The sequence below is a fragment of the Dietzia aurantiaca genome, from assembly GCF_021033825.1.
Lineage (GTDB): Bacteria > Actinomycetota > Actinomycetes > Mycobacteriales > Mycobacteriaceae > Dietzia > Dietzia aurantiaca.
On sequence record NZ_JAIFXZ010000007.1, the window covers coordinates 125,690 to 149,440 of the forward strand.

The window sequence follows — 23,751 nt, forward strand, 5'->3', positions numbered from 1 at the left end:
CCTCCCCGCCCCTCCCGCACCTTTGTCGACACCACGGCGACGCTTGATGCCACTACTGCGAAAACGCGGCGGGTACTTCGCAGTGATGCCAACACAACGCCCTGAAGGCCCTGGCCGCGACCTTCAACTGCTCGACTTCCTTCCTCAACCAGAGCAATCTCCCCGCATGACCGCCGAGCCGATCTGCCGCGTCAGCATCCCCGGGCTGCGCATCATTTGAGCCGTGACGCGAAACCTCTCCCACCCGAGCTCTGCCATCTGGGCGTTGGCCCACGCATCGAACTCCCAGGTCCCCTTCTCACGATGAAGTTCGCTGTCGTAGAAGATCGCGACCTTGTGCTTCTCGTATCCGAGGTCCGCTTTGGCGATCTTCTCGCCGTACTCGTTGCGGATGACCAGCTGCGGGGTCGGCGTCGGCAGTCCGGCCCGGATCAACATCAGCCGTAGACGTGTCTCCGGCGGAGAATCAGCCCGCTCGTCGCACCATCGGAGCAGCGATCGGATCCGGTTTACCCCGTGCAGACCGCTCATCTGGTCAATCGTCTCTCCCAGAGCGCTCACCGTGATCCCGCCCCGGTTGCAGACGGCGTCGATCTTGGCGATGGCGATATCGTCGTCGTCCTCCCACCTCCCCACATCGACGGCGGTTCTGGCTGCGGACGTCAATCGGACCCCTTCCTTCTCCACCAGGTGTCCTTTCGGGAACGCGCGCGACCAGCGGCGGAGCCTCACGCCCGAAACTTTTCGCGGCGTGCCCGGACAATAAATGTCAGTCGACTTCGTGACGGATTCCGGCGCGTACCAGCGCTCATGATGCAACAGGGCCGCACCCGCGCCGCCGAGCACCGAACCCTCAGGCGCCCACAGCGCAGCCGCGCGCACAAGAGTCTCCGGCGTCACCACGCACGACGCCACGACGTACACATCCGGGAACAAGCGCCTGTACCGAGTGCGCAGTTGGTACGGGCTGAGCCGCCCCGCCGCGATCGCGTCACTGCCGAGGAAGGGAGCATCGCGCTGCGACGGAGATGCGCGATTCAACGGTTTTCCACGACTCGGTGCGGTCACCAGTCCATCTTCAGCCTCACTGACCACCGCCGAGACGATCGACCGCGCGATTGTGGATAGAACAGACGACCATCCACAGGCACCAAAGCAACGTAACCCGGCCCTACTCCGCCCAGCACAGCCCCGCATGCGCGGCCCAGCCCAAAGCAGCGTCCGGCCCGGTCGGTAGCGCCCCGCACCGCTGCGGCCGCGAACTTTGTTGGCACCACTGCGGTGGGCGGAAGAGATTTTCGCAATGGCGCCAACAGCCCTCGCAATGGTGCAGACAAGACGCAGTACTCGGGCTGGGTGGCGGAGCCTGCGGGGACTGTAGCGACAGCGGGGACTGCAGTGGCTGCCTGGACCACAGGAGTGCAGTGGCTTTGGGGACTACGGCGATTGCGGGCCCGCAGGGGCTGCGGGCCCGCGGGGGCTGCGGGCCCGCGGGGACCGCGCGCGAGCAGATCAGCCCTCGAGTTGCTCGCCGATCTCCATCCAGCGCTCCTCGAGCTGCTCCTTCTCGGTGACGACGTCCTTGAGTTCGCGGTCCAGGTCGGCGAGTTTCTCGGTATCCAGCGCCTCCCCCGCGGCGGTGGCCATCGCGTCGTGCAGCTGAGATTCACGCTTGTCGAGCTTCTGCATCTGCCGCTCCAGCTTGTTCATCTCCTTCTGCAGCTCGCGCTGCTCACCGGAGCTGAGCGTGGCAGCCGCAGGTGCGGACGCATCGGCGGCCGTCGCGCCCGTGCCCGTGCCCGTGCCCGTGCCCGTGCCGCCAGCAGAGCCGGCGGAGCCAGCGGCGCCCGCCACTCCGGCGGAACCAGCCCCGGCCCCGGCGGACGCAACCGCGGAGCCGCCATCTGAGCCAGCGCGGACACCAGCGCCTGCACCTGCACCCGCCACAGCCGCGCGCGAGACCTTGCCGGAATCGCCCGCCAGCCCGGCGGCCCGTCGACGCTCGAGGTACTCCTCGATGCCGCGCGGCAGGTTGGTGAGACCGCCGTCGCCGAACAGCGCCCACACCGAGTCGCAGATCCGCTCGATCAGGTAGCGGTCGTGAGAGATCACGACCATCGTCCCGGGCCAGCCGTCGAGCAGGTCCTCGAGTTGGCGCAGCGTGTCGATGTCGAGGTCGTTGGTGGGCTCGTCCAGCAGCAGCACGTTCGGCTCGGCCATGAGCACGCGCGTGAGCTGCAGCCGTCGCCGCTCGCCGCCGGAGAGGTCGCCGACGGGCGTGCGCTGCCGTGCCGGCGAGAAACCGAGCCGCTCGGCAAGCTGCGACGCGGTGAGCTCGTCGTCGCCGAACGCCACGCGCGCGGCCACGTCCTCGATCGCCTCCAGCACCCGCTGGTCCAGCGGCAGGTCGTCGAGCTCCTGCCGCAGCCAGCCGATCCGGACGGTCTTGCCCTCCTTGCGTCGCCCGGCCGCCAGCGGCGCCTCGCCGGCGAGCGCCCGCAGCAGGGTGGTCTTGCCGGAACCGTTGACGCCCACCAGTCCGAGTCGCTCGCCCGGCGCGAGCCGCCAGGTCAGGTCGTCGACGAGGGTGCGGCCGTCGGGGGCGTCGAGCCGGGCGTCCTCGAGTTCGATCACGACCTTGCCCAGCCGCCGCGCAGCAAAGCTCGACAGCTGCAGTGAATCGCGGGGCGGCGGCACGTCCTTGATCAACGCCTCGGCGGCCTCGATGCGGTAGCGCGGCTTGGAGGTACGCGCGGGCGCGCCGCGGCGCAGCCAGGCGAGCTCCTTGCGCATGAGGTTCTGCCGCCGCGATTCGGTGGCCGCCGCCTGGCGGTCACGCTCGGCGCGCGCGAACACCCAGTCGTTGTAGCCGCCCTCGTACTGCTCGACGCGCCCGTCCACAACCTCCCAGGTATGAGTGGCCACGGTGTCGAGGAACCACCGATCGTGTGTGACGACGACGAGGGCCGAGCGCCTGCCCACCAGGTGATCGGCCAACCACTGGACGCCCTCCACGTCGAGATGGTTGGTGGGCTCGTCCAGCACCAGCAGGTCGAGGTCCTGCACCAGGGCGGCGGCCAGCGAGACCCGGCGACGCTCGCCACCGGACAGATCCGCCACCGGGGTCTCCAGTCCCAGGTCATGGATCCCGATCCCGTCGAGTACCGCGCGCACCCGGGCATCGCCGGCCCACTCGTGGGTGGCCAGCCCGAGTCCGCCCACCACGGCCTCGCCGACCGTGTCGGCCGCGAGTTCCGTGCGCTGGGTGACCACCGCCATCCGCAGGTCACCCACCCGGGACACGCGCCCGGAGTCGGGCTCGGCGACGCCGGTGAGGATCTCCAGCAGGGTCGTCTTGCCGCCGCCGTTGAGGCCCACCACGCCGATGCGGTCACCGGCGTTGACGCCCAGGGAGACGTTGTCGAGCACCTGGCGGATGCCGAAGGAGATCGAACCCTGCTCGATGTTGATGAGGTTGGTGGGGGCCATCTCTACTTTCCTGTGGGGTCGCCGGCGGACGGTGCGCCGCCGACGTGATCGAGGCCGAGGTCGCCGGTGGCGTCGCTCGTGATGCGGGCGCCGCCGACCGGGCCGCTGGTGATGCGCACCTCGCGCGCGACGCCGGATTCGCTGATCTCGGCCGCCACGGCGATCGCGTGCTCGCGGTCGGCGCAGAAGAACAGGGACGTCGGCCCGGAGCCGGAGACCATTCCACCCAGGGCTCCGGCCTCCTGGCCCGCGCGCAGGGTGCGGCGTAGCGCGGGCATGATTGAGAGGGCGGCGGGCTCCATGTCGTTGACCAGGAGGGCGGCCACCGCGGCGGGGTCATTCCCGGCCAGGGCCTGCACGAGCTGCTCGGTGCCGCCCGCCCGGGGCAGGGCGCGGCCGTCACCCTGTTCCGCGGTCCCCCGCTCGGCGCGGAGCCGGTCGAGTTCGCCGAACACCAGCGGGGTGGACAGCCCGCCGGCGGCCAGTGCCACGACGACGTGTTGCTCGCCGCGGGCGTGCAGCAGCGTCGCGAGCTCCTCGCCCCGGCCGGTGCCGAGCGCTGTTCCGCCGCGGATGCAGAACGGGACGTCACTGCCGAGACGGGCCCCGCGCTGCTCCAGTTCCGCCCGGCTCAGTCCCAGACCGAGCAGCCGGTCGGTGGCCACCAGGGCGGCCGCCGCGTCCGCGCTGCCGCCGGCCATTCCGCCGGCCACGGGGATGCCCTTGCGAATTCGGATGGCGATCCGGGCATCCGAACCCGCCTCCTCACGGAGCAGGTCGACCGCCCCGGCCGCGAGATTGGTCCGGTCCGTGGGCACCTGGTCGGCCCCGGGCCCCGACACGGTGATGGCGACGTCGTCGTCGGAACCGGCGATGTCGTCGTCGGGTCCGGCGGCCTCGATCGCGACCGTGACCTCCTCCCACAGATCCACGGCCCGGTACACGGTGACCAGCTCGTGGAAGCCGTCCGCGCGCACGTCTCCCACGGCCAGGTGGAGGTTGATCTTGGCCGGCGCGACGGCCGTCACGGCACGCGGGCCGGTGGGGGTGGAGACCTCGCGGAGCATGCCCATCAGCCTACGTCGCCCACCGCAGAACCGACGGTCAGGCCGCGACCCCGGCCACCCGCACCCCGACCAACGCGATCCCGGCAACCCAGACGGTGGACGCCGCGGCCAGGACGAACGGCCGCGCGCCGACCTCGCGGAGGGTGGCCACCCGCACACCCGTGCCGAGGGCGAACATCGCGGCGGTGAGCAGGACCGTCTGCGCCACCCCGGCCCCGTCGAGCACCGCCGGCGCGAGCAGCCCCGACGACCGCAGGAGCACGCAGGCGAGGAACGCCACGATGAACAACGGCACGAGCGGGGGCCGACGGAGGCCCGGGACCGAGGCGGACCGCCGGCGCGCCTGCAGCCCCAGCACCGTCACGACCGGGGCCAGCAGGAGGACGCGCGCGAGTTTGACCGTCACCGCCACCGCGAGTGCCGATCCCCCGATCGCCCCGCCCGCCGCGACCACCTGGGCCACCTCGTGGATCGACCCCCCGGCCCACGCGCCGGCCGCGGTCTCGGGCATCCCCAGCGCCGCGGCGGCGAGCGGCACGGCGGGGATCATGAGGGTGCCGAACACCACCACGAGCGCCACGGCCGTGGCCACCTCCTCCTCACGGGCGTCCACCACCCCGTCGACGGCCGCCACGGCCGCCGCCCCGCAGACCGAGAACCCGCAGGCGATGAGCACCCGCTGCGTCCATCCCAGGCCGAGGTATGCGCCGACGAGCATCGTCCCCGCGATGCCGAGGATCACCACCGACACCACGACGACCAGGACCGGCCACCCCAGCCCGAGGATGTCGCCGAGCGCCACCTGCAGCCCGAGGACGGCGATTCCGGCGCGGAGAAAGGTGGTCGACGCCACCGCCAGGCCCGGGCGACACCCCGGGGTCACGCGCCCGAGGTTCACCAGGACGGCCCCGAGCAGAATCGCCACGAGCAGCGGGCTCACGGCGGGAAGCAGCCGCCCCAGCGCGAGCGCGAGGATGGTGCCGAGGCCGCACAGCGCGAGACCCGGCAGGACTGGTCGGGTCGCGGTTCTCAGGGAGGTCATGGCGTCCAGTCTCGGCCGGGCGGAGGTCTCCCGGTAGCCACGGAATCGGCATCGAGACATATAGTTCTGATATGCCAGCGGTGGGAGGCATATGATCCGGAAATGACCAGATGGTGGCCGGACCTCGTGGCCCTGGAGCTGTTGACCGGTGTCGACGACCACGGCAGTCTGAGCGCCGCCGCCCGCGCCGCCGGCGTGGCCCAGCCCAACGCCAGCCGGATGATCAAGCAGCTCGAGCACCGTTTCGGGACGCCCCTGCTCGAGCGCCGCCCGTCGGGCGCGACCCTCACTCCGCACGGGAGGCTGATCACGCACTGGGCCCGGCAGGTCCTCGAGGGGGCGGCCGGGCTGCTCGACGTGGCGGAGAGTCTGAACAGCGAGCGGGCCGCCCAGCTCACGGTCAGTGCGAGCATGACCGTGGCCGAGCACCTCATGCCGCTGTGGCTGGGGGACTTCCGCGGCGAGCACGGAGAGGTGGGCCTACACGTGAACGTGCGCAACTCCGCCGTGGTGTTCGACGAGGTCTCCGGCGGGGCGTGCGATGTGGGATTCGTCGAGACACCCACCGTCCCGGCCGGCCTGCACTCCGCGACCGTCGCCCGGGACCGACTCGTCGTGGTGGTCCCGCCCGGTCATCCGTGGGTGCGGAGAAGGACGCCCCTGAGCGTGCGTGAGCTGGCCGCCACGCCGCTGGTTGTCCGCGAGCAGGGATCGGGCACCCGCGTCACGCTGGACCTGGCACTACAGGAGTACGAGCGGGCCGCGCCGCTCCTGGAGTCCGGGAGTTCCGCCGCCGTCCGGACGAGCGTCCTCGCGGGCGTGGGGCCGGCCGTCCTCAGTTCGCTGGCCGTGTCCGACCAGGTGCACTCGGGCGAGCTCCGGGTGATCGAGGTGGACGGCCTGGACCTGAACCGCCGCCTGCGGGCGGTGTGGCGGCCACCGCGCCAGCTCTCGGGGCCGGCCGCCGATCTGGTGACGATCGCGCGGAGGAACGTGCGCGGTCAGGCGGGCCCGGGCCCCGGCCCGATTCCCAGCTCCCGGGCGGCCTCGGCGATCGCCACGTAGTCGGCGGTGGTGAGCTGCTCGCCGCGCGCCCTGGGGTCGATGCCGGCGGCGACCAGCGCCTGCTCCGCGATCGCACCCGAGCCGGCCCAGCCGGACAGTGCCGCGCGCAGGGTCTTACGGCGCTGCGCGAACGCGGCGTCCGCCACGGCGAACACCCGGCGGCGGTGCTCGTCGCTCATGTCCCACGGCGCCTCGTCGTACCGGTCGATCCGCACCAGCCCGGACTCGACGTTGGGCACGGGCCAGAAGACGTTGCGACCCACCATGCCGGTGCGGCGGACGGTGCCGTAGAAGCCCGCCTTGACGCTGGGCACGCCGTACACGCGCGAGCCCGGGGCGGCGGCCAGGCGGTCGGCCACCTCGAGCTGCACCATCACCAGCGCGGTGTGCAGGGTGGGCACCTCGGCGAGCAGGTGGAGCAGAACGGGCACGGACACGTTGTAGGGCAGGTTCGCCACGAGCGCGGTGGGCGCGGGCTCACCCAGCTCGGCGCCGGTCACCGCGAGCGCGTCGGCACCCACGACGGTGAGCGCACCGGCCCGCTGCGGGGCCCGCTCGGCGACGGTGCGCGGCAGCCGCTCGGCCAGGACCGGGTCGATCTCCACGGCCACCACGCGGCCGGCGGCGTCGAGCAGCGGCAGCGTCAGCGAGCCCAGGCCGGGGCCCACCTCGATGACCGAGTCCTCGCGCCCGATGCCGGAGGCCACGACGATCCGCCGGACGGTGTTGGCGTCGTGGACGAAGTTCTGGCCGAGGGTCTTGGTGGGCTTGATGCCCAGCTCGCCGGCCAGCGCGCGGACCTCCTGGGGGCCGAGCGGCTCGGCCTGCCCGCGGAACTGCTCGGAGATCCCCTTCCCCGCGGGCTGGGATCCCGGGTCGACGATGCTCAGCGGAGCCCCAGCCGCGAGGTGCAGGCGGGCCAGGCGCCCCAGCCCTGCGAGGCCCGGACCTTCTCGGCGATCGCGATCTGCTGCTCACGCGTGGCCAGGTGGGCGCTGGGCGCGTACTGGCCGCCGCCGTGCCCGGTCCAGGTCTGCGGGTGGAACTGGAGGCCGCCGGAGAAACCGTTGCCGGTGTTGGTCGCCCAATTACCGCCGGATTCACACTGTGCGATCGCGTCCCACGTGCTGCCCTGCGAGGACTGCGGGACCGCCGGCTTGGGCTTGGTGCCCACGCTCACGGCGGCCGGGGTGGCCTCGGTCAGGACGGTCTCGGCGCCGCGGTGACGCTCGGTCTCGACGCCGTTGACGCGGGTGACCGTGTAGGTGACCTCGCGCTCGCCGGGCACGCCGGGCTCGGTGACGGTGCGCTCACCCTCGAGCGCCTCCGGGTCCTCGGTGGTCGTCTCGGGCGCGTCGTAGGGCTCGACCGCCGTCTCCTCGGCGGTGGCGACGCGGGTGACGGTCACCCGGGTGTCCGGGCCGACCGTGGTCTCCGGGGCGGGCTCCACGACGTCCTGCGCACCCAGCTTCACGCCGAGTCGCTCCAGGAACTCACCCACGGTCGCGCCGGGCGCGCTGAACGAGCTGTGCGGGCCGCCGTGGTCGGACAGCATGACCTCGCGCGGGGTCACGATCGAGACCGAGGCACCGTCGAGCGGCACCTCGGCGTCGATCCGGGGACTGACGTAGCTACGGGGCGGCACGTCGCCGCGCTCGGCGACGAGGTCTGCGACCGTGGTGGCGGTGGTCCAGACCTCTTCGGCCTCGCCGTCGACCTCGACGGTGACGGGCCGGGCGCGATGCAGGGTCACGGTGTCGCCGTCGCCGAGCCGCTCGGGCGCGGAGACCACGTCACGCTCGTCGACCGAGTAGCCGGCCTCCTCGAGCGCGGCGCGCACGTCGGACTTGAAGGTCACGAGCTCGACGGTCGAGCCGTCCACCTCGAGCGTGTACTGGGTGCGCTGGTCCACCGCCGCGACCCCGCCCACCACGAGGGTGGTGAGCATGCCGGCCACCGACCACCGCAGCAGCGCGGAGCGGGAGCGGTGGATCCGCGTGACGGGGGCGAGCAGTCCCCTCGGCTCCCGGCGGGTGCCGTTGCCGGTGTCCGTGGGGGTGCCGGTCCGTGCGTCATCAACCACTTGTCAGATCTCTCCTCGCGTACCGCGTGGACGCCCGCATCGGGCGTCCACGTTTCATCACGGTAGCGTAACGAATCTTGTCACCGTCGGGCAACGTGATACCCCTGACATGCGACGACGACGAAGGCCGTCGATTACTTTTCGTTACAATTGCACCGCTGTTCACTCCAGTCACACCACTCACGACGCTCCCTCCGCGGCTGGTGGGCCGGGCGGTCGCCCACGTCGGCCGGCGGTGCCGCGTCGGGCCGTCAGACCGCTTCGGCAGGCGCTGCTACGTCAGACCGTCAGGCCGAAGATCCCCCGCGCAGTCTCGGCGACCTCGGCCACGAAGTCCTCGGGCGCCTGCCCCCGGACCTCGGCGATCGCACGCGCGGTGTAGCCGACCAGTCCCGGCTCGTTGCGGGCCCCGCGGAACGGCTCGGGCGCCATATAGGGGGCGTCGGTCTCCACCAGGATCTGCCCGGCGGGGGCCAGACGTGCGGCTTCGCGCAGATGCTCGTTGGCCTTGAAGGTCACGTTCCCGGTGAACGACAGCACGTAGCCGCGGTCCAGCGCCTCACGGGCGACGTCCAGGGGCGAGGAGAAGCAGTGGAGCATCACGCTCGGAACGCCCGACCCGGGTCCGGCCACCTCGGCCAGCACGCGCATGAGGTCGTCGTCGGCCTCGCGGTTGTGGATCATCAGGCACTTGCCCAGCTCGGCGGCGAGACCGGCGTGCCAGCGCAGCGACTCCTCCTGCTCCGCCGGGTCGGCGCAACCGTCCATCGTCCCCACCCAGTAGTGGTCCAGGCCGGTCTCCCCCACCGCCACCACGCGCGGGTGGGCGGCGAGCTCGGCCAGCCGGGCCCGCGCGGCCGGGCCGGTCTCGGGGTCGGTGACCTCGCGGGCACGGGTCGGGTGCACCGCCACGGCCGCGTACACCCGCTCGTCGGCCTCGGCGGCGGCCACCACGGCCTCCGACTCGGCCAGGTCGTCGCCGACGGTCACGAGCGCGGCCACGCCGGCCAGAGCCGCACGGTCGGCGGCGGCGCGGACCTCGTCGGCGGTGCGGTGCCCGCACGAGTACAGGTGCGTGTGGGCGTCGACGAGTCCGGGCAGCGGCTCGGGCAGGACGGGGGTCGGGCGGGGCTTGCGCTTTCCCATACTCCGGGTCAGTCCTCGCGCTGGATCGGGGCCCACTCGGGGCCGGTCTCGGCCAGCTCCGGCTCGACCTTGGCGAACAACGGGGTGGGCTTGGCCAGCGGGGTGCCGGGCACGATCTCGCTGCGGGCCCACCGGGCCTTCTCGGAGGCGTAGTCGCCCATGATCACCGGGTACTGGTGGCCGGGCTCGGGCACACCCGAACCCACCACCTCGACGGGCATGTCGTCGGTGACCTCGTGGACCTGCGGTGCGGCCGCCCAGATTCCCTCGCCACCGATCGCACCGTGGATCCGCTGGGCGGCTGACGGCATGAACGGGGTGAGCAACGTGTTGGCGTCGGAGACGACCTGCAGCGCGGTGTGCAGGACGGTGCCCAGTCGCTCACGCTGGTCGGGCTCCTTGGCCAGCTTCCACGGCTCGGTGGCCGCGATGTACCGGTTGGCGGCGCCGACGATGCGCATCGCCTCGGTCACACCGGCCTTGAAGCGTGACTGGTCGAGGTGGCCGCCGACGGTGTCGAACGCGGAGCGGGCCTCACGCAGCAACTCGGCGTCCACGTCGGTCAGCGTGCCCGGTCGCGGGATCTCGCCGAAGTTCTTGTGCGCCATCGACACGGTGCGGTTGACGAGGTTGCCCCAGCCGCCCACCAGCTCGGCGTTGGTACGGCGCACGTACTCGTCCCAGGTGAAGTCGGTGTCCTGATTTTCCGGCCCGGCCACGGCGATGAAGTAACGCAGGGCGTCGGGACCGAACTCGGCCAGGAAGTCGCGGACGTAGATCACCACACCGCGCGACGAGGAGAACTTGGAGCCCGACATTGTGAGGAACTCAGATGAGACCACCTCGGTGGGCAGGTTGAGCGCGCCCAGCGGGCCGGGCTCGCCACCCTCGGCCCCCCGGCCGTCGTAGCCCAGCAGCTCGGCCGGCCAGATCTGCGAGTGGAAGGTGATGTTGTCCTTGCCCATGAAGTAGTGGGAGACCGCGTCCGGGTCCGTCCACCATCGGCGCCACGCCTCCGGCTCACCGGAGCGCCACGCCCACTCGATCGACGCCGACAGGTAGCCCACCACGGCGTCGAACCAGACGTAGAGCTTCTTGTCACCGCGGTCCTGCCAGCCCTCGACCGGGATCGGGATGCCCCAGTCGATGTCGCGGCTCATAGCCCGCGGGCGCAGGTCCTCGAGCAGGTTGAGCGAGAACTTCAGGACGTTGGGCCGCCAGTCCTTGCGCCCTTTGAGCCAGTCCCCCAGCGCGTCGGCCAGAGCGGGCAGGTCGAGGAACCAGTGCTCGGTCTCGATGAACATCGGCGTCTCGCCGTTGATCTTCGAGACCGGGTTCTTCAGGTCGATCGGGTCGAGCTGGTTACCGCAGTTGTCGCACTGGTCGCCGCGCGCACCGTCGTAGCCACAGATCGGGCAGGTGCCCTCGATGTAGCGGTCCGGCAGGGTACGGCCCGTCGACGGGCTCACCGCGCCCGTGGTGGTCTTGGCCACCATGTACCCGTTGCGGTGCAGACCCTTGAACAACTCCTGCACCACGGCGTAGTGGTTTCGCGTGGTGGTGCGGGTGAACAGGTCGTAGCTCAGGCCCAGCCCGGCCAGGTCGTCGACGATCACCCGGTTGTACCGGTCGGCCAACGCCTGCACCGGCACCCCCTCCTTCTCCGCCTGGACGAGGAGGGGGGTGCCGTGCTCGTCGGTGCCCGAGACCATGAGCACGTCGTTGCCGGCCATGCGCTGGTACCTGGAGAAGACGTCCGACGGTACGCCGAACCCCGAGACGTGTCCGATGTGCCGGGGGCCGTTCGCGTACGGCCATGCGACCGCGGTGAGGACTGTCTTCGCCATGGCTACAGCCTAGGTGGTCGGATCCTCCTCCTTCGAGGAGGTGGTACCCCCGTGCGCGGCGGCCTCCCGCGCCGCGATGATCTCGTCCTGCTGCTTCTTCGGCATCGCGTAGATCTTCTCGGTGATGAACGGGTCCGACTGCAGACCTCTGAGCATGGACACGCACATGAACGCCAGGACCACCACGAACGGCGACGCCGCGATGATCGTGAGGTTCTGCAGACTGTCCAGCGCCAGAGAGGGCTCGCCCTCGCTCAGGCCCGGCAGCAGCATCAGGACCGCCACACCCGCCGTGAGGACGCCCCACAGCACCACGACCCCGCGCTTGGGCTCCTCGGCACCGAACTCCGACATCGACGCCATGATGATGGACGCCGAGTCCGCGCCGGTGATGAAGAAGATGGCCACCAGCGCCATGGCCAGGAACGACAGCAGCCCGGTGAGCGGCAGGTGCTCGAACAGCGAGAACAGCTGGACGGTCGCGTCACCGTCGCCGTAGATGCTCTCCCCCTTGAGCTCCAGGTCCAGCGCGGCGCCGCCGAGGACCGAGAACCACACGATGCTCAGCGCGCTGGGCACGACCAGCACGCCCACCACGAACTCGCGGATCGTGCGGCCGCGCGAGATGCGGGCCAGGAACATGCCCACGAAGGGCGACCAGGAGATCCACCACGCCCAGTAGAAGACCGTCCAGCCCGACAGCCACGGGCCGGCGGTGCCGTTGTCACTCGCGCCGGTGCGCGCGGACATGGCGAAGAAGGTGTCGATGTACGCGCCGATCGAGGTGGGGATCAGGTCGAGCATGAACACGGCCGCGCCGGAGAAGACCAGCACGAAGATCACCATCAGGATCGCGAGGATCATGTTGATGTTCGACAGCAGCTGGATGCCGCGCTCGATGCCACTGACCGCCGAGGCGACGAAGCACAGGCCCAACACGACGATGATGCCGATGACCACCGCGATGCTCTCGCCGGTGATGCTTCCGGTCTGCTGCAGTCCGGCCTGGATCTGCAGCGCGCCGAGGCCGAGCGAGGCCGCCGTACCGAAAACGGTCGCGAAGATCGCCAGGACGTCGAGGACCTTGCCCTGCCAGCCGTCCGCGCGGCGCTGACCGATCAGCGGGGCGAACGCGCTGGAGATGAGATGTCGCCCGCCGTAGCGGTAGGCGGTCAGCGCCAGCGAGAGCCCGACCACCGCGTAGACGGCCCAGGCGTGGGCGGTCCAGTGGAAGGTCGTGGTGGCCATCGCGGTGGTCACGCCGCCGTTGGTTCCCGGCGGATCCTCGACGAAATGCGCCAGCGGCTCGCTCACGCCGTAGAACATCAGGCCGATGCCCATGCCGGCGGCGAACATCATGGAGATCCAACTGGTGGTGCGGAAGGTCGGCTTCTCGCCGTCCCCGCCGAGCCGCACGTTGCCGTACTTGCTGAACGCCAGCCACAGGACGAACGCGACGAAGGAGGTCGCCGCGAGGACGTACACCCAGCCGACGCTGTCCACGGTCCAGTCGAAGGCCGCCGTCGCCGCCGTCTGGAACGAGTCGGTGAACACCAGCCCCCAGACGAGGACCGCGCCGATCAGGATGAGCGCAGGGATGAACACACCCATGCTGATCCCGCTGGTCGGTGATCCACCCTTGGCAGGTGGAGACTTTGGGACTTTCTCTTCATTGATGGTCACAGGTCCACTGGTAGCACGTTGGGGCCGCCAGTCGGTAAGTTTGGTCGTCTCCAGCTCGGCCCCGGTTGGACCCGGGTCGTGCGGATCTGCCACGTTTATACCGTGCATACCTGGGCGGAAGTGCCGCCGGACCCGCTCCGCGTCCTCGACGCCTGCGCTCGCCGAGCCACCTACGAGGGGCTGCCCCAGCCGGCCGCGCTGCTCGGGGACTGGCTGGGCGCCGCCGCGGTGATCGCCCCGTCCGTCGAGCTGCTGCCCGTGGCACCGGAGCACGCCTTCGGTGACGGCAGCGCCAGCGCCGACGGAGACGGCCTCGTCGTCGTCGACCCCTCGCCCTCCCCCGCACCCGCCGCGGAATCCCGCTACACGCTGGGCTTCCGTTCGTTCCCCGATGTTCCGATCGGCGCCCGCCGCCTCCTGCCCGAGGCGGTGTCCGGCCGCGCCGACGGCCTGCTCGTCCTCGGCCACGACGGGCGCTGGACCGCACGGGGTGACGCCCCCACCCCGCGCGACCTGGGGCTCGGGAGATATGACGACGACGCCGTCGCCACCGACACAGTCACCGACGCGGTCGCCGACGCCGACGCGGTCACCAACGCAGCAGCCGACCCCGCCGCGGCCCGTCTGGACTGGGAGGCCCCGGACCGGCGGTCGCATCAGGCCGCGGTCCGGGAGTGCCTCGAGGCCATCCGGGCCGGCGAGATCTATCAGGCCTGCCTGTCCACCCGACTCGACGGCCGGCTTCGCGGCGAGCCGCTCGCGCTGTTCAGTCGGTTGTGGCGGAAGACCCGGGCGCCGCGCGCGGCGTTCATGACCGGGCCGTGGGGCTCGGTGGTCTCGCTGTCACCGGAGACGTATCTGACGCGAAGCGGCCGCGAGGTGCGCTCCTGCCCCATCAAGGGCACCCTGCCGCGCGCGGCCGATCCCGCACTGCTTCGCGCGTCGGTCAAGGACGTGGCCGAGAACATCATGATCGTCGACCTGGTCCGCCACGACCTGGGCCGGACCGCCGAACTCGGCTCGGTGACGGTGCCCGAACTGCTGGCAGTCCACGAGGCGCCCGGCGTGTGGCACCTCGTCTCGACCGTCGCGGCCCGGACCGGCGTTCCGCACCACGAGTTGGTCGAGACCACGTTCCCGCCCGCCTCCGTCACCGGGACGCCCAAGCTGCGGGCGCGTGGCCTCATCGCCGGGTGGGAGCCGCGGGCGCGCGGGCTGCACTGCGGGGCTGTCGGGATCGCCGGGCCCGACGAGCTCGACCTGTCCGTGGCCATCCGGACGCTGGAGATCGCGCCGGACGGGCGATGCGAGTTCGGTGTGGGCGGCGGCATCACCATCGACTCCGACCCGGACGCCGAATGGGACGAATGCGTGCACAAGGCCGCGTTCACATGGGGCGGTGGGCCGGCGCCCTGGTGACGCGGCTCGCTGAGGGGACCCCACAACGCGCGTGGGATGACTAATCAGACTCCGCGCGTGCGTCGAGCACCGCCTGGTACAGGTCACGCTTTGTCAGCGACGACCCCTCCGCCACCGCCGCGCAGGCGTCCTTGAGGCGCTCACCGTCCGTGACCCGCTCCTCGACGATCTCGACCAGATCGTCGAGCGAGGCCTCGGAATCCGCCGCGTCGGCGCCCTCGAGCACCACGACGATCTCACCCAGCACCCCGTCGGCCGTGCGTTCGGCCAGCTCCGCGAGCGTTCCGCGCAGCACCTCCTCGTAGGTCTTGGTGAGCTCCCGGCACACCGCGGCACGGCGATCCGGCCCGAGCACCTCGGCGGCTTCGGCGAGGGTGTCGGCGAGACGGTGCGGCGACTCGAAGAACACGCAGGTGCGCTCCTCGGCGGCCAGGCGGGCCAGCCACGTGCGACGCCGCCCGGCGCGGCGCGGCGGGAACCCGTCGAAGCAGAAGCGATCCACGGGCAGACCGCTGAGGACGAGCGCGGTGGTCACGGCCGACGGTCCCGGCAGACACGTCACCGGCAGACCATCCTCGATACAGGCCACCACCAGCGAATACCCCGGGTCCGAGACCGCGGGCATCCCGGCGTCGGTCACGACCGCCACCACGTCACCCGCCCAGACGCGATCGAGCAGCTGCGGCACCCGGCCGGCCTCGTTGTGCTCGTAGAAGCTCATCACCCGGCCGCTGATGGTGACCTCCAGCGCCGCGGCCAGTGATCGCAGGCGGCGGGTGTCCTCCGCGGCCACCACGTCGGCGGTCTCGAGCAGCTGGCGGAGTCGGCCCGAGGCGTCGCCCGGGTTCCCGATGGGGGTGGCCGCCAACACGACCCGTCCGGACGTCATGTCAGCCACCTTATCCCCGTCATCCCGCGAGCCACGCCTTGCTGCCGCCGGGCGTCCCCCGTGCGCGACACGGACCCCCCACTATGCTCGCCCTGTGACCTCGACCCTCGGCGTGCGCGCTCCCGGCCGCCCGCTCCCCGCCCCCGACACCGGGCCTGTCGAGTCCACCCGCGACCTCATCGCCACCGGCGTCATCCTCGTGCTGGCGTTCGTGACGCGCTTCTGGGGTCTGGGTTCCGTCACCGACCGCGGCACCCCGGTCTTCGACGAGAAGCACTACGCACCGCAGTCGTTCAACATCTCCCAGCTGGGCATCGAGGAGAACCCCGCATACGGGTTGGTCGTGCACCCACCGGTGGCCAAGCAGATCGAATCGATCGGCGGGATGCTGTTCGGTTACACGCCGATGGGCTGGCGGTTCACCGCCGCGATCTGTGGCGTGCTCGTGGTGCTACTGGTCATGCGCATCACCCGGCGGCTCACCCGTTCCACCCAGCTCGGGCTCGTCGCCGGTCTGCTGCTCTGCCTCGACGGCGTCACGTTCGTCACCTCCCGCATCGGGATGCTGGACATCTACCAGGTGCTGTTCGTCACCGCGGCCGCCGGCGCACTGCTGGTGGATCGCGACCAGATGCGGGCCCGCATGCATCGTGCCGCCGTCGAGGGCCGTCTTCACCTGTCCGACCTCGGACCGCGACTCGGGTTCAGGTGGTGGCGCTTCACGGCCGGCGTCATGCTCGGCCTGTCCCTGGGCGTCAAGTGGTCGGGTCTGTACTTCATCGCCTTCTTCGGACTGATGACCGTGGCGTGGGACTGGGCGCTGCGCAGCCGCTACGGGGTCCGTCGGCCCTTCGCCGGGGCGCTGCTCCGGGACGCGCCGCCGGCTTTCCTCACCCTGGTGATCTGGCCGGCGATCCTCCACTTCTTCACCTGGCTGCCGTGGTTCGCCGGGGAGAACACGGTGTACCGCCACGCGGTGGGCGCGAAAACCGAGGACACCTGGCTGCCTGATGTCATCCAGTCCTGGATCTACTACCAGTCCTCGGTGTTGGACTTCCACTCGTCGCTGACCACCTCGGCCGGGAACCGGCACCCGTGGGAGTCCAAGCCGTGGACGTGGCCGATGAGCCTGCGGCCGATGCTCTACTACGTCGAGCAGGGCGAGGACGTGGCCGGATGCGGCGAGGCCTCCTGCGTACGGGCGATCATGCTGCTCGGCACACCCGCCATCTGGTGGCTGGCGATCCCGGTTCTGGCCTGGGCGTTCTGGCGTGCGGTGATCTGCCGCGACGGGCGCTACGCGTTCCCGCTGGTCGGATACGCCGCCGGATACCTGCCGTGGTTCTTCCAGCACGACCGGCAGATGTACTTCTTCTACGCCGCGGTGATGGTGCCGTTCTTCGTCATGATGGTCTCGCTCGTGCTCGGCGAGATCTCCGGCCGATCCTCGGATCCCCCACGCAGGCGGTTCATCGGGCGGGCGATCGTCTGCCTGTACCTCGCGTTGGTGATCGTGAACTTCATCTTCATGCTGCCGATCCTCTCCGGCACGCCGATCACGCAGGCCGAATGGAACATGCAACTCTGGTTGCCGTCCTGGCGGTGACCCCCCACGCAGCCTGGCGCACCTGACATGACCGGTGAGGGTCAGTAGCGTCGTGTCGTGAACGAGCTACCCATTCCCTTCCCCGATCTCGGGATGTCCGACACGACGCAGGAATGGCTGGTGGAGAAGCCGGTCATGATCGTCGTCTACATACTTCTGGCGTTGCTGGTGCGATGGATCCTGCACCGGGCCATCGATCGCGTCACCAGGCCCACGGCCGACGGCACCAGTCCGAGCCTGTGGCCGCGTCGCCGCAGGAAGGCCGATGCCGGGGCCACCGTCGACATCGACGAACACGACGAACACGACGACGAGCAACGCGGAGTCAGCGCCGACGAGAGCGGTGGACTGACCGCCGAGAGCCTCAAGAAGGCACACCGCAAGCCCGCCGAACAGGCGATGTCCGACCGCAAGCGGGCGGAGCGGCGAGCCCAGCGCATGGCCACGATCGGGTCGGTGCTCAAGTCGTTGGTGTCCTTCGTCGTCCTCGTCTGGGTGGTCCTGCAGACGCTGGCGATAGTCGGGGTGAACGTGGCGCCGTTCATCGCCTCGGCCGGGATCGTGGGCGTGGCGCTCGGCTTCGGCGCCCAGGCGTTGGTGCGTGACTTCCTCTCGGGGATCTTCATGCTCTTCGAGGACCAGTACGGCGTGGGCGACTGGGTCGACCTGGGCGAGGCCGAGGGCACCGTCGAGAACGTGGGTCTGCGGATCACCTCGCTGCGCGACCTGCACGGAACCCTGTGGTACTGCCGCAACGGCGACATCCTGCGCGTGGGCAACTACAGCCAGGACTTCGGTGTGGCGTTCCTCGAGATCCCGGTCTCCTACGGCGCGGACATCGACCGCGCCTGCAATATCGCCATCGAGACCGCCAAGAGTGCGGCGCTCGAGGAGCCGATCAAGTCCAACCTCATCTCCGGGCCCGAGCTGGCCGGCGTCAACGAACTCGGTGCGGACTCGTGGTCGCTGCGGATGACGGCGGTGACCCACGCCAACATGCAGTGGGCGACCGAGCGCGAACTCCGGCGCCGCATCCGCAATGCCTTCGTCGACGCAGGTATCGACGCCCCCTATTCCCATGGCCTGCCGGTGACGCCCATGAAGGCGATCTCCTCGGCCGAATGACGGCTTGAGCACCGGCGACACGAGCGCGGGCGCGACGACCCTGATCGGGTCCGCCGCGCCCGCGCTGTTGTGCGCCCGTGCAGTCAGCCGCCCAGTGCCCTGTCGACACTGAATCTGCCGGCCCCGACGGCGGCGATGAGCAAGGCCCCCACTCCGAGCGCGACCACCAGCTCCCAGCCGTTCTGGGTGACGAACGGGCCGTTGGTGGCGTGCACGAAGTAGAACGCGCCGGCCATGTCCGCGCCGAGCAGGATCCCGGCCAGCGGGGTGAGGATCCCGGCGATGAGTGCGATCCCGGCGGCCAGCTCGACGCCGGCCACGATCGCGGCGGTGACGTCCGGTTGGGGCACGCCGAAGGAGGCGAACTGCTCCCCCACGCGGGACAGGCCGAGGGTGAAGAACTTCTGCCACCCGTGCGCCACGAAGACCACCCCGAGCCCGACGCGGGCCAGGAGGATCGCGGCGTCGGTGAGTGTCTCCATCCCCCTCACGGGAGGACGCCCTGCGCCGCCTTGTTGATCTTCCGGGCGATGAGCCTCATCGCCAGCTTGTATGCCGGCGGCGCGAACTTCTGGGCCGCGAAGGCCAGCCGGATGTCGGGCGAGGTGTATACGATGTAGCGTCCCTTGCGCACGCCCTCGATCATCGATTCGGCCGCCTGGTCCGGGGTGACGGCGTGCCGCTGGAACTGCGCCGCGGTCTTGGCCACCTCGGGGTTCGACCGGTCCACGCCGGCGATCTCGATGCTGCCTACCAGCGGCGTGTCGACGGCGCCCGGACAGACCAGGTGCACACCGATGTCGTATGGCGCCAGATCGAAGCGCAGCACCTCGGCGATGCCGCGGATGCCGAACTTGGCGGCACTGTAGGCGGCGTGCCACGGCAGTCCCAGGAGGCCTGCGGCCGATGAGACCATGACCACCGCGCCGGGCTTGCGGGCTGCCATCATCGCGGGGATGAACGCCTCGATCACGTGGATCGTGCCCATCAGGTTGACCTCGACCATGGACCGCCACACGCGGTGTTCGAGCAGGTCCGGGCGGCCCCAGGCCGAGTTGCCGGCCACGTGGAAGATCGCGTCAGGCGCGCCGTTCGCGGCGACGACCCGCTCGCCGAACGCGGCAACGGCCTCGTGATCAGTGAGGTCGATAGTCTCGGACGCCAGCACGGAGACCCCCTTGTCGCGGCACTCCTGCGTGACCCCGGCGAGCCCGTCGGCGTTGACATCGGTCAGCACCAGCCGCGCGCCTTCGTCGGCCAGGCGGATCGCGGCCGAGCGTCCGATCCCGCTGGCCGCGCCCGTCACCACACAGATCGCGCCCCGGTAGTCCTTGATCCGCCGCCTCGACATGTGCTCCCCTGTCCGGGCCCGGGTCGACTGGTCGGGCCGCTGGTGTCCCACCGTAGCGGCCCGCCGCACCCCGTGAGGGGAGGTCGCGCGGCGCGGATCTCGGCTCGCTGCGCACGGTCGGCAGCGCTGATCCGCGGTCCGACCGCAGCCGGTCCCGGTCCTGTCTACCGCGCCGGCACCGGTGGGACGTACTCGCGCAGTACGCATCGGCTGCCGCTGTAGATGGTGGCCATGCAGCGGTTGCAGTGCACGCACAGCGACCGGCGGCGCTCGTCCGCCTCGAGCTTGTTCGGCAGGTCCGGCTCGCGCAGCAGTCCGCGGCCCATGGCCACGAACTCGAAGCCGGCGCCCATGGCCTTGTCGATGGATGGCCGGTCGACGATCCCGCCGAGCAGCATCATCGGCAGGTCGACGGCCTCACGGATCTGCCGTGCGTCGTCGAACATGTACGCGTCGGTGTACGGGTACTCCTTGAACATCCTCGGCCCGACGACCTTCATGCCCATCTTGATCACGGGCGGCTGGGTCGCGGCGAACTCCTCCAGCGGCGCATCCCCCTTGAACAGGTAGATGGGGTTGAGCAGCGAGCTGCCCACGGTCATCACCAGCGCGTCGGCGGAGCCGTCCTGCTCGATCCACCTGGCCACCTGTACGGCCTCGTCGATCCAGAACCCGCCGGGCACGCCGTCGTCCATGTTGAGCTTGATGGTCACGGCGATCGTGTCGCCTACGGCGTCGCGGACGGCGCGGCCGATGCGACGCGCGAACCGGGCGCGGTTCTCGAGCGAGCCGCCGTAGGCGTCCTTGCGCCTGTTCAGCTTGGGGCTGAGGAACTCGCTGACGAGGTAGTTGTGCCCGAAGTGGACCTCGATGGCGTCGAAACCGGCTTCACGGGCGCCGCGGGCGGCCCGCACGTGGTCGGCGATGATCCTGTCGATGTCGGCCTCGGTGCACGCCTTGGTCAGGGACATCCCGGTGGGCGCGGGGATGCGCGACGGCCCCATCGCGGGCATCCCGTTGGAGGCGGAGTTGGCCACGGCGCCGGCGTGACCGACCTGCGCGGAGACCGCGGCGCCCTCGGCGTGCACGGCGTCGGTGAGCTTGCGCAGCATCCCGCGGTCGTCCATGCCCCAGTGGTACTGGTGCCGGTCGGTCCGCCCCTCCGGTGAGGTCGCGAGGTAGGCGACCGTGGTCATCCCGACGCCACCACGCGCGTACTCGGCGTGGAACTCGATGAGCTCGTCGGTCACGCGACCGTTCGGGCACCGCCCCTCGAAGGTCGCGGCCTTGACGATGCGGTTACGCAGCGTCACGTTGCCGATCTTGCCGGGACTGAAGACGTCGGGGGCAGGGGTTCCGGGCGCGAGAAGCATGCGGGAACTATAACTTGTTCCAGTCAGTCTGGCGGGGGCCTGGCCAGCCTGTTTGCCGGGTCAGGCCGCCGAGCCCAGTTCCACCAGTACCACCCCGGCGCCGATCATCGCGATCCCGGCGCCCATCAGCGGACTGAGCGGTTCGCGGAACAGGAACCGGCTCGCCACCGCGGCCAGCGCCACGCCGGCGGCCGTCCAGATGCCGTACGCCACGCCCAGTGGCATCCCGGCGGCGAGCGTCAGGGACAGCAGGGCGAACGCGGCCAGGTAGCCGGGCACCACCGCGAGGTACCACCGACGGTCGTCGACCGCCTTGCGGAGGGAGAGGGTCGCCGCGAGTTCGAGGACGATGGCGACGACGAGATACGCCCACCCGGTCACACGGGCACCCCTTCCGCGGCGCGGGCTCGCTGGGCCCCCAGTTCGACGCACAGGACCCCGGCGATGATGACCGCGATGCCCGCGCCCATCAGCGGGGTCAGCGGCTCGGCGAAGATCAGCGCGGACAGCGCCGCGGTGAGCACGACCCCCGCGGCGCCCCAGATCCCGTACGCCACGCCGAGCGGCATCCTGGCCCGCAGGGTCAGTGCGAGGAACACGAACGCTCCCGCGTAGCCCAGCACCACCACCAGGTAGAGCACCGGAGAGGTCAGCGCGCCCTTGAGCGAGAGCGAGCCCGCCACCTCCAGCCCGATGGCCGCCATGAGGAATCCCCACCGGCGGGCCGTGCCCGCGCCCGCTCCACCGGGTACTCGGCCGCCGGGCTCAGTCACGGGGACCGATGGTCTGCAGCGCGGACCGGACGGCCTCACGCTCGTCCCCGCTCAGCGGCAGCACCGGGTGGTGAAGGCCCTCGTGGCGTACGAGGCCGGTCTCGGCGGCGATCGCGGACACCGTGCGGTAGCTGCCGAACCTGTCGAACAGGTCCCAGACGGGGTCCAGCTCCGCGGAGAGCCCGGTGGCCAGCTCCTCGTCGCCGTCCTGAGCGGCACGGGTGATCGCCAGGCAGGTCCGGGGGAACACCCCGGCCAGCACGCTGTACCAGGTGTCGCATCCGACGAGCAGCCCGCAGGCGCCGGCGCGGTCGCCGCTGATCCCCAGGGACACGTACCGCGACACGGCATCACGGAGATCGGTCACGGGCCCGAGGGCCCGGCCGAGATCCGCCGCCACGGGCGGGATCTTGACCGAGACCACCCGAGGCAGCGCGGCGACCTCGGTGAGCACCTCACGGGTGAAGGTGAAACCCGTGGTGGCCGGGTTGTCGTAGACCACCACGGGCAGGTCGGTCTCCGAGGTCACCGTCTTGAACAGCGTCACGACCTCGGCCGGGCGCAGCGGCTGGTAGCCCAGCGGCGGCACGAGGATGCCGGCCGCGCCCGCGTCTTCCGCATCGGCCACGTGCCCGAGGATCTCCCGGGTGGTCAGGGCCCCCACGCCGACGATCACCGGCGTGGATCCGGCCGCACGCACGGCCGTCCGCGCGAGCGCGCGACGGTCACCGCGCTGCAGGTAGGCGAACCCACCCGTCGAGCCCAGAGCGCCGATCGAATCGACCCCCGCCGCCACCAGTCGCGCGACCAGTCGGGCGTACGCGCCGAGGTCGGGCACGCCCCCGCTGTCCGGGCCTGCGCCGGTGAACGGGGTCAAGGGAAATGCACTCAGTCCGCTGAACACGTCGACCACTATGCCCCTCTACGCGCCCGGAGAGAAAGCAAGGCCCGCCTCGCCCGAATCGCCGCACTCGCGTTCGCCACCGATGCGCTCGATGCCGTCGTCATCGTCGTCGCCCTTCGCCCCGTCGGAGGCGTGGGCAGAGGCTAACGTCGACGCCATGAACGACTCCGCGTCGCCGATCCAGCGGGCGCAGCACTTCGAGCACTTCACGACGTGGCCCGTCTTCTTGGCCTCGATCCTGTTCTTCGCGGCGACGGTGGCGCTGGTCTCCGGATCGTTCCACGACCGGGACCTGGTCAACGCGACCCGGCTCGCGGCAATCGCCTGCTATGTGCTGGTCCTCATCGACTTCCTCATCCGGGCGGTGCTCGCCCGCAAGGACCCCCGGGCGTTCTTCCATCGCTACCGGTTCGAGATGGTGTGCCTGATCCTGCCGCTCCTTCGGCCGTTCGTGATCCTCATCTATCTGTGGCGGCTCCCGGCTTTCCGGCGGTCCGGCACCACCCTCCGGGCGAGGCTCCTCCTCACCACGTTCCTGTTCATGCTCCTGTTCGTCTACTTCGTCGCCTCGGTCGTCTGGCTGTTCGAACGCGGGGCGGACGGGGCCAACATCGTCGATCTCGACGACGCGATCTGGTGGGGATTCACCACCCTGACGACCGTCGGCTACGGCGAGTACTACCCGGTCACCTTCCCCGGGCGCGCTCTCGCGGTGGGGTTGATGCTGGCCGGGATCGCGATCGTCGGTACGACCACTGCCCTGGTGGTCTCCGTGCTCGGCGAGCAACTCACGCACCGCAAGGAGGCCCTCATTCACCCTGACGCGACAGGCAGCCAGCACGGGCCCGACGGGCCACGCGAGCCCAGCAGACCGGCGACGCAGTGACGC

General features: G+C 70.8%; 22 protein-coding genes. 5 read left to right on the plus strand and 17 right to left on the minus strand.

The features are described from left to right. Positions 1-144 precede the first annotated feature (144 nt). The 4 genes from K3888_RS09630 to K3888_RS09645 form a co-directional block, all read right to left on the minus strand. Positions 145-1,068 carry a putative endonuclease domain-containing protein gene (locus K3888_RS09630; protein WP_230930046.1) on the minus strand — a complete coding sequence of 308 codons (924 nt, stop codon included), beginning with the start codon at positions 1,066-1,068 and terminating at the stop codon, positions 145-147. Positions 1,069-1,512: 444 nt separating this feature from the next. Further along, a complete protein-coding gene (locus K3888_RS09635; RefSeq protein ID WP_230930047.1) occupies positions 1,513-3,489 on the minus strand; it encodes an ABC-F family ATP-binding cassette domain-containing protein in 1,977 nt (658 codons plus the stop codon). A gap of 2 nt (positions 3,490-3,491) precedes the next feature. Then, the gene (locus tag K3888_RS09640; RefSeq protein ID WP_230930048.1) at positions 3,492-4,556 is read right to left on the minus strand and encodes a 4-(cytidine 5'-diphospho)-2-C-methyl-D-erythritol kinase; all 1,065 of its coding nucleotides are present in this window, start codon (positions 4,554-4,556) and stop codon (positions 3,492-3,494) included. A gap of 37 nt (positions 4,557-4,593) precedes the next feature. Continuing rightward, positions 4,594-5,598: a YeiH family protein gene (locus tag K3888_RS09645; RefSeq protein WP_230930049.1), complete on the minus strand. Its 1,005-nt coding sequence runs from the start codon at positions 5,596-5,598 to the stop codon at positions 4,594-4,596. Positions 5,599-5,700: 102 nt separating this feature from the next. Between K3888_RS09645 and K3888_RS09650 the strand changes: the two genes are divergently transcribed. Continuing rightward, a complete protein-coding gene (locus K3888_RS09650) occupies positions 5,701-6,663 on the plus strand; it encodes a LysR family transcriptional regulator (protein ID WP_230930050.1) in 963 nt (320 codons plus the stop codon). Here K3888_RS09650 and rsmA read toward each other — a convergent pair. The 5 genes from rsmA to K3888_RS09680 all read right to left on the minus strand — a co-directional run bounded on the left by rsmA (position 6,600) and on the right by K3888_RS09680 (position 13,350). Beyond that, positions 6,600-7,511, minus strand: a complete 912-nt coding sequence (gene rsmA / locus K3888_RS09655; RefSeq protein WP_230930093.1) for a 16S rRNA (adenine(1518)-N(6)/adenine(1519)-N(6))-dimethyltransferase RsmA — start codon at positions 7,509-7,511, stop codon at positions 6,600-6,602. The two genes, K3888_RS09650 and rsmA, sit on opposite strands and share 64 nt — an antisense overlap. A gap of 38 nt (positions 7,512-7,549) precedes the next feature. After that, complete coding sequence (locus K3888_RS17845; protein ID WP_308281965.1) at positions 7,550-8,746, minus strand: resuscitation-promoting factor; 1,197 nt, start codon at positions 8,744-8,746, stop codon at positions 7,550-7,552. Positions 8,747-9,025: 279 nt separating this feature from the next. Then, the gene (locus K3888_RS09670) at positions 9,026-9,892 is read right to left on the minus strand and encodes a TatD family hydrolase (RefSeq protein WP_230930051.1); all 867 of its coding nucleotides are present in this window, start codon (positions 9,890-9,892) and stop codon (positions 9,026-9,028) included. Positions 9,893-9,900: 8 nt separating this feature from the next. After that, positions 9,901-11,739, minus strand: coding sequence for a methionine--tRNA ligase (metG, locus tag K3888_RS09675; RefSeq protein WP_230930052.1), 1,839 nt, complete (start codon positions 11,737-11,739; stop codon positions 9,901-9,903). 9 nt (positions 11,740-11,748) lie between these two features. Further along, positions 11,749-13,350, minus strand: coding sequence for a BCCT family transporter (locus tag K3888_RS09680; RefSeq protein ID WP_230930053.1), 1,602 nt, complete (start codon positions 13,348-13,350; stop codon positions 11,749-11,751). Positions 13,351-13,524: 174 nt separating this feature from the next. On the opposite strand from K3888_RS09680, the gene K3888_RS09685 reads away from it, so the two are divergent. Further along, the gene (locus tag K3888_RS09685; protein ID WP_230930054.1) at positions 13,525-14,841 is read left to right on the plus strand and encodes an aminodeoxychorismate synthase component I; all 1,317 of its coding nucleotides are present in this window, start codon (positions 13,525-13,527) and stop codon (positions 14,839-14,841) included. A gap of 40 nt (positions 14,842-14,881) precedes the next feature. Here K3888_RS09685 and rsmI read toward each other — a convergent pair whose 3' ends face one another. Next, a complete protein-coding gene (gene rsmI, locus K3888_RS09690; RefSeq protein ID WP_230930055.1) occupies positions 14,882-15,730 on the minus strand; it encodes a 16S rRNA (cytidine(1402)-2'-O)-methyltransferase in 849 nt (282 codons plus the stop codon). 94 nt (positions 15,731-15,824) lie between these two features. Here rsmI and K3888_RS09695 point away from each other — a divergent pair, with 94 nt between their 5' ends. Together K3888_RS09695 and K3888_RS09700 are read left to right on the plus strand one after the other, a co-directional pair. Continuing rightward, positions 15,825-17,336, plus strand: a complete 1,512-nt coding sequence (locus K3888_RS09695) for a dolichyl-phosphate-mannose--protein mannosyltransferase (protein ID WP_230930056.1) — start codon at positions 15,825-15,827, stop codon at positions 17,334-17,336. 93 nt (positions 17,337-17,429) lie between these two features. Continuing rightward, complete coding sequence (locus tag K3888_RS09700; protein ID WP_372459555.1) at positions 17,430-18,461, plus strand: mechanosensitive ion channel family protein; 1,032 nt, start codon at positions 17,430-17,432, stop codon at positions 18,459-18,461. An 83-nt stretch (positions 18,462-18,544) separates the two neighbouring features. On the opposite strand, the gene K3888_RS09705 is transcribed toward K3888_RS09700, so the two are convergent. The 7 genes from K3888_RS09705 to K3888_RS09735 all read right to left on the minus strand — a co-directional run bounded on the left by K3888_RS09705 (position 18,545) and on the right by K3888_RS09735 (position 23,021). Next, on the minus strand, positions 18,545-18,943 hold the full coding sequence (locus tag K3888_RS09705; RefSeq protein ID WP_230930058.1) for a DoxX family protein: 399 nt from the start codon (positions 18,941-18,943) through the stop codon (positions 18,545-18,547). A gap of 5 nt (positions 18,944-18,948) precedes the next feature. After that, a complete protein-coding gene (locus tag K3888_RS09710) occupies positions 18,949-19,812 on the minus strand; it encodes an SDR family oxidoreductase (protein WP_230930059.1) in 864 nt (287 codons plus the stop codon). 164 nt (positions 19,813-19,976) lie between these two features. Continuing rightward, positions 19,977-21,185: an NADH:flavin oxidoreductase gene (locus K3888_RS09715; RefSeq protein ID WP_230930060.1), complete on the minus strand. Its 1,209-nt coding sequence runs from the start codon at positions 21,183-21,185 to the stop codon at positions 19,977-19,979. A gap of 60 nt (positions 21,186-21,245) precedes the next feature. After that, positions 21,246-21,566 (minus strand): DMT family transporter, encoded by a 321-nt coding sequence (locus K3888_RS09720; protein WP_230930061.1) that lies wholly within the window; start codon positions 21,564-21,566, stop codon positions 21,246-21,248. Further along, positions 21,563-21,958, minus strand: coding sequence for a DMT family transporter (locus K3888_RS09725; RefSeq protein ID WP_308281967.1), 396 nt, complete (start codon positions 21,956-21,958; stop codon positions 21,563-21,565). Before K3888_RS09725 ends, K3888_RS09720 begins: the two co-directional genes overlap by 4 nt. Further along, the gene (locus K3888_RS09730; RefSeq protein ID WP_230930062.1) at positions 21,951-22,862 is read right to left on the minus strand and encodes a dihydrodipicolinate synthase family protein; all 912 of its coding nucleotides are present in this window, start codon (positions 22,860-22,862) and stop codon (positions 21,951-21,953) included. Before K3888_RS09730 ends, K3888_RS09725 begins: the two co-directional genes overlap by 8 nt. An 18-nt stretch (positions 22,863-22,880) precedes the next feature. After that, on the minus strand, positions 22,881-23,021 hold the full coding sequence (locus tag K3888_RS09735; RefSeq protein WP_230930063.1) for a hypothetical protein: 141 nt from the start codon (positions 23,019-23,021) through the stop codon (positions 22,881-22,883). On the opposite strand from K3888_RS09735, the gene K3888_RS09740 reads away from it, so the two are divergent. Continuing rightward, positions 23,020-23,748, plus strand: a complete 729-nt coding sequence (locus K3888_RS09740; protein ID WP_230930064.1) for a potassium channel family protein — start codon at positions 23,020-23,022, stop codon at positions 23,746-23,748. The two genes, K3888_RS09735 and K3888_RS09740, sit on opposite strands and share 2 nt — an antisense overlap. Positions 23,749-23,751 lie beyond the last annotated feature (3 nt).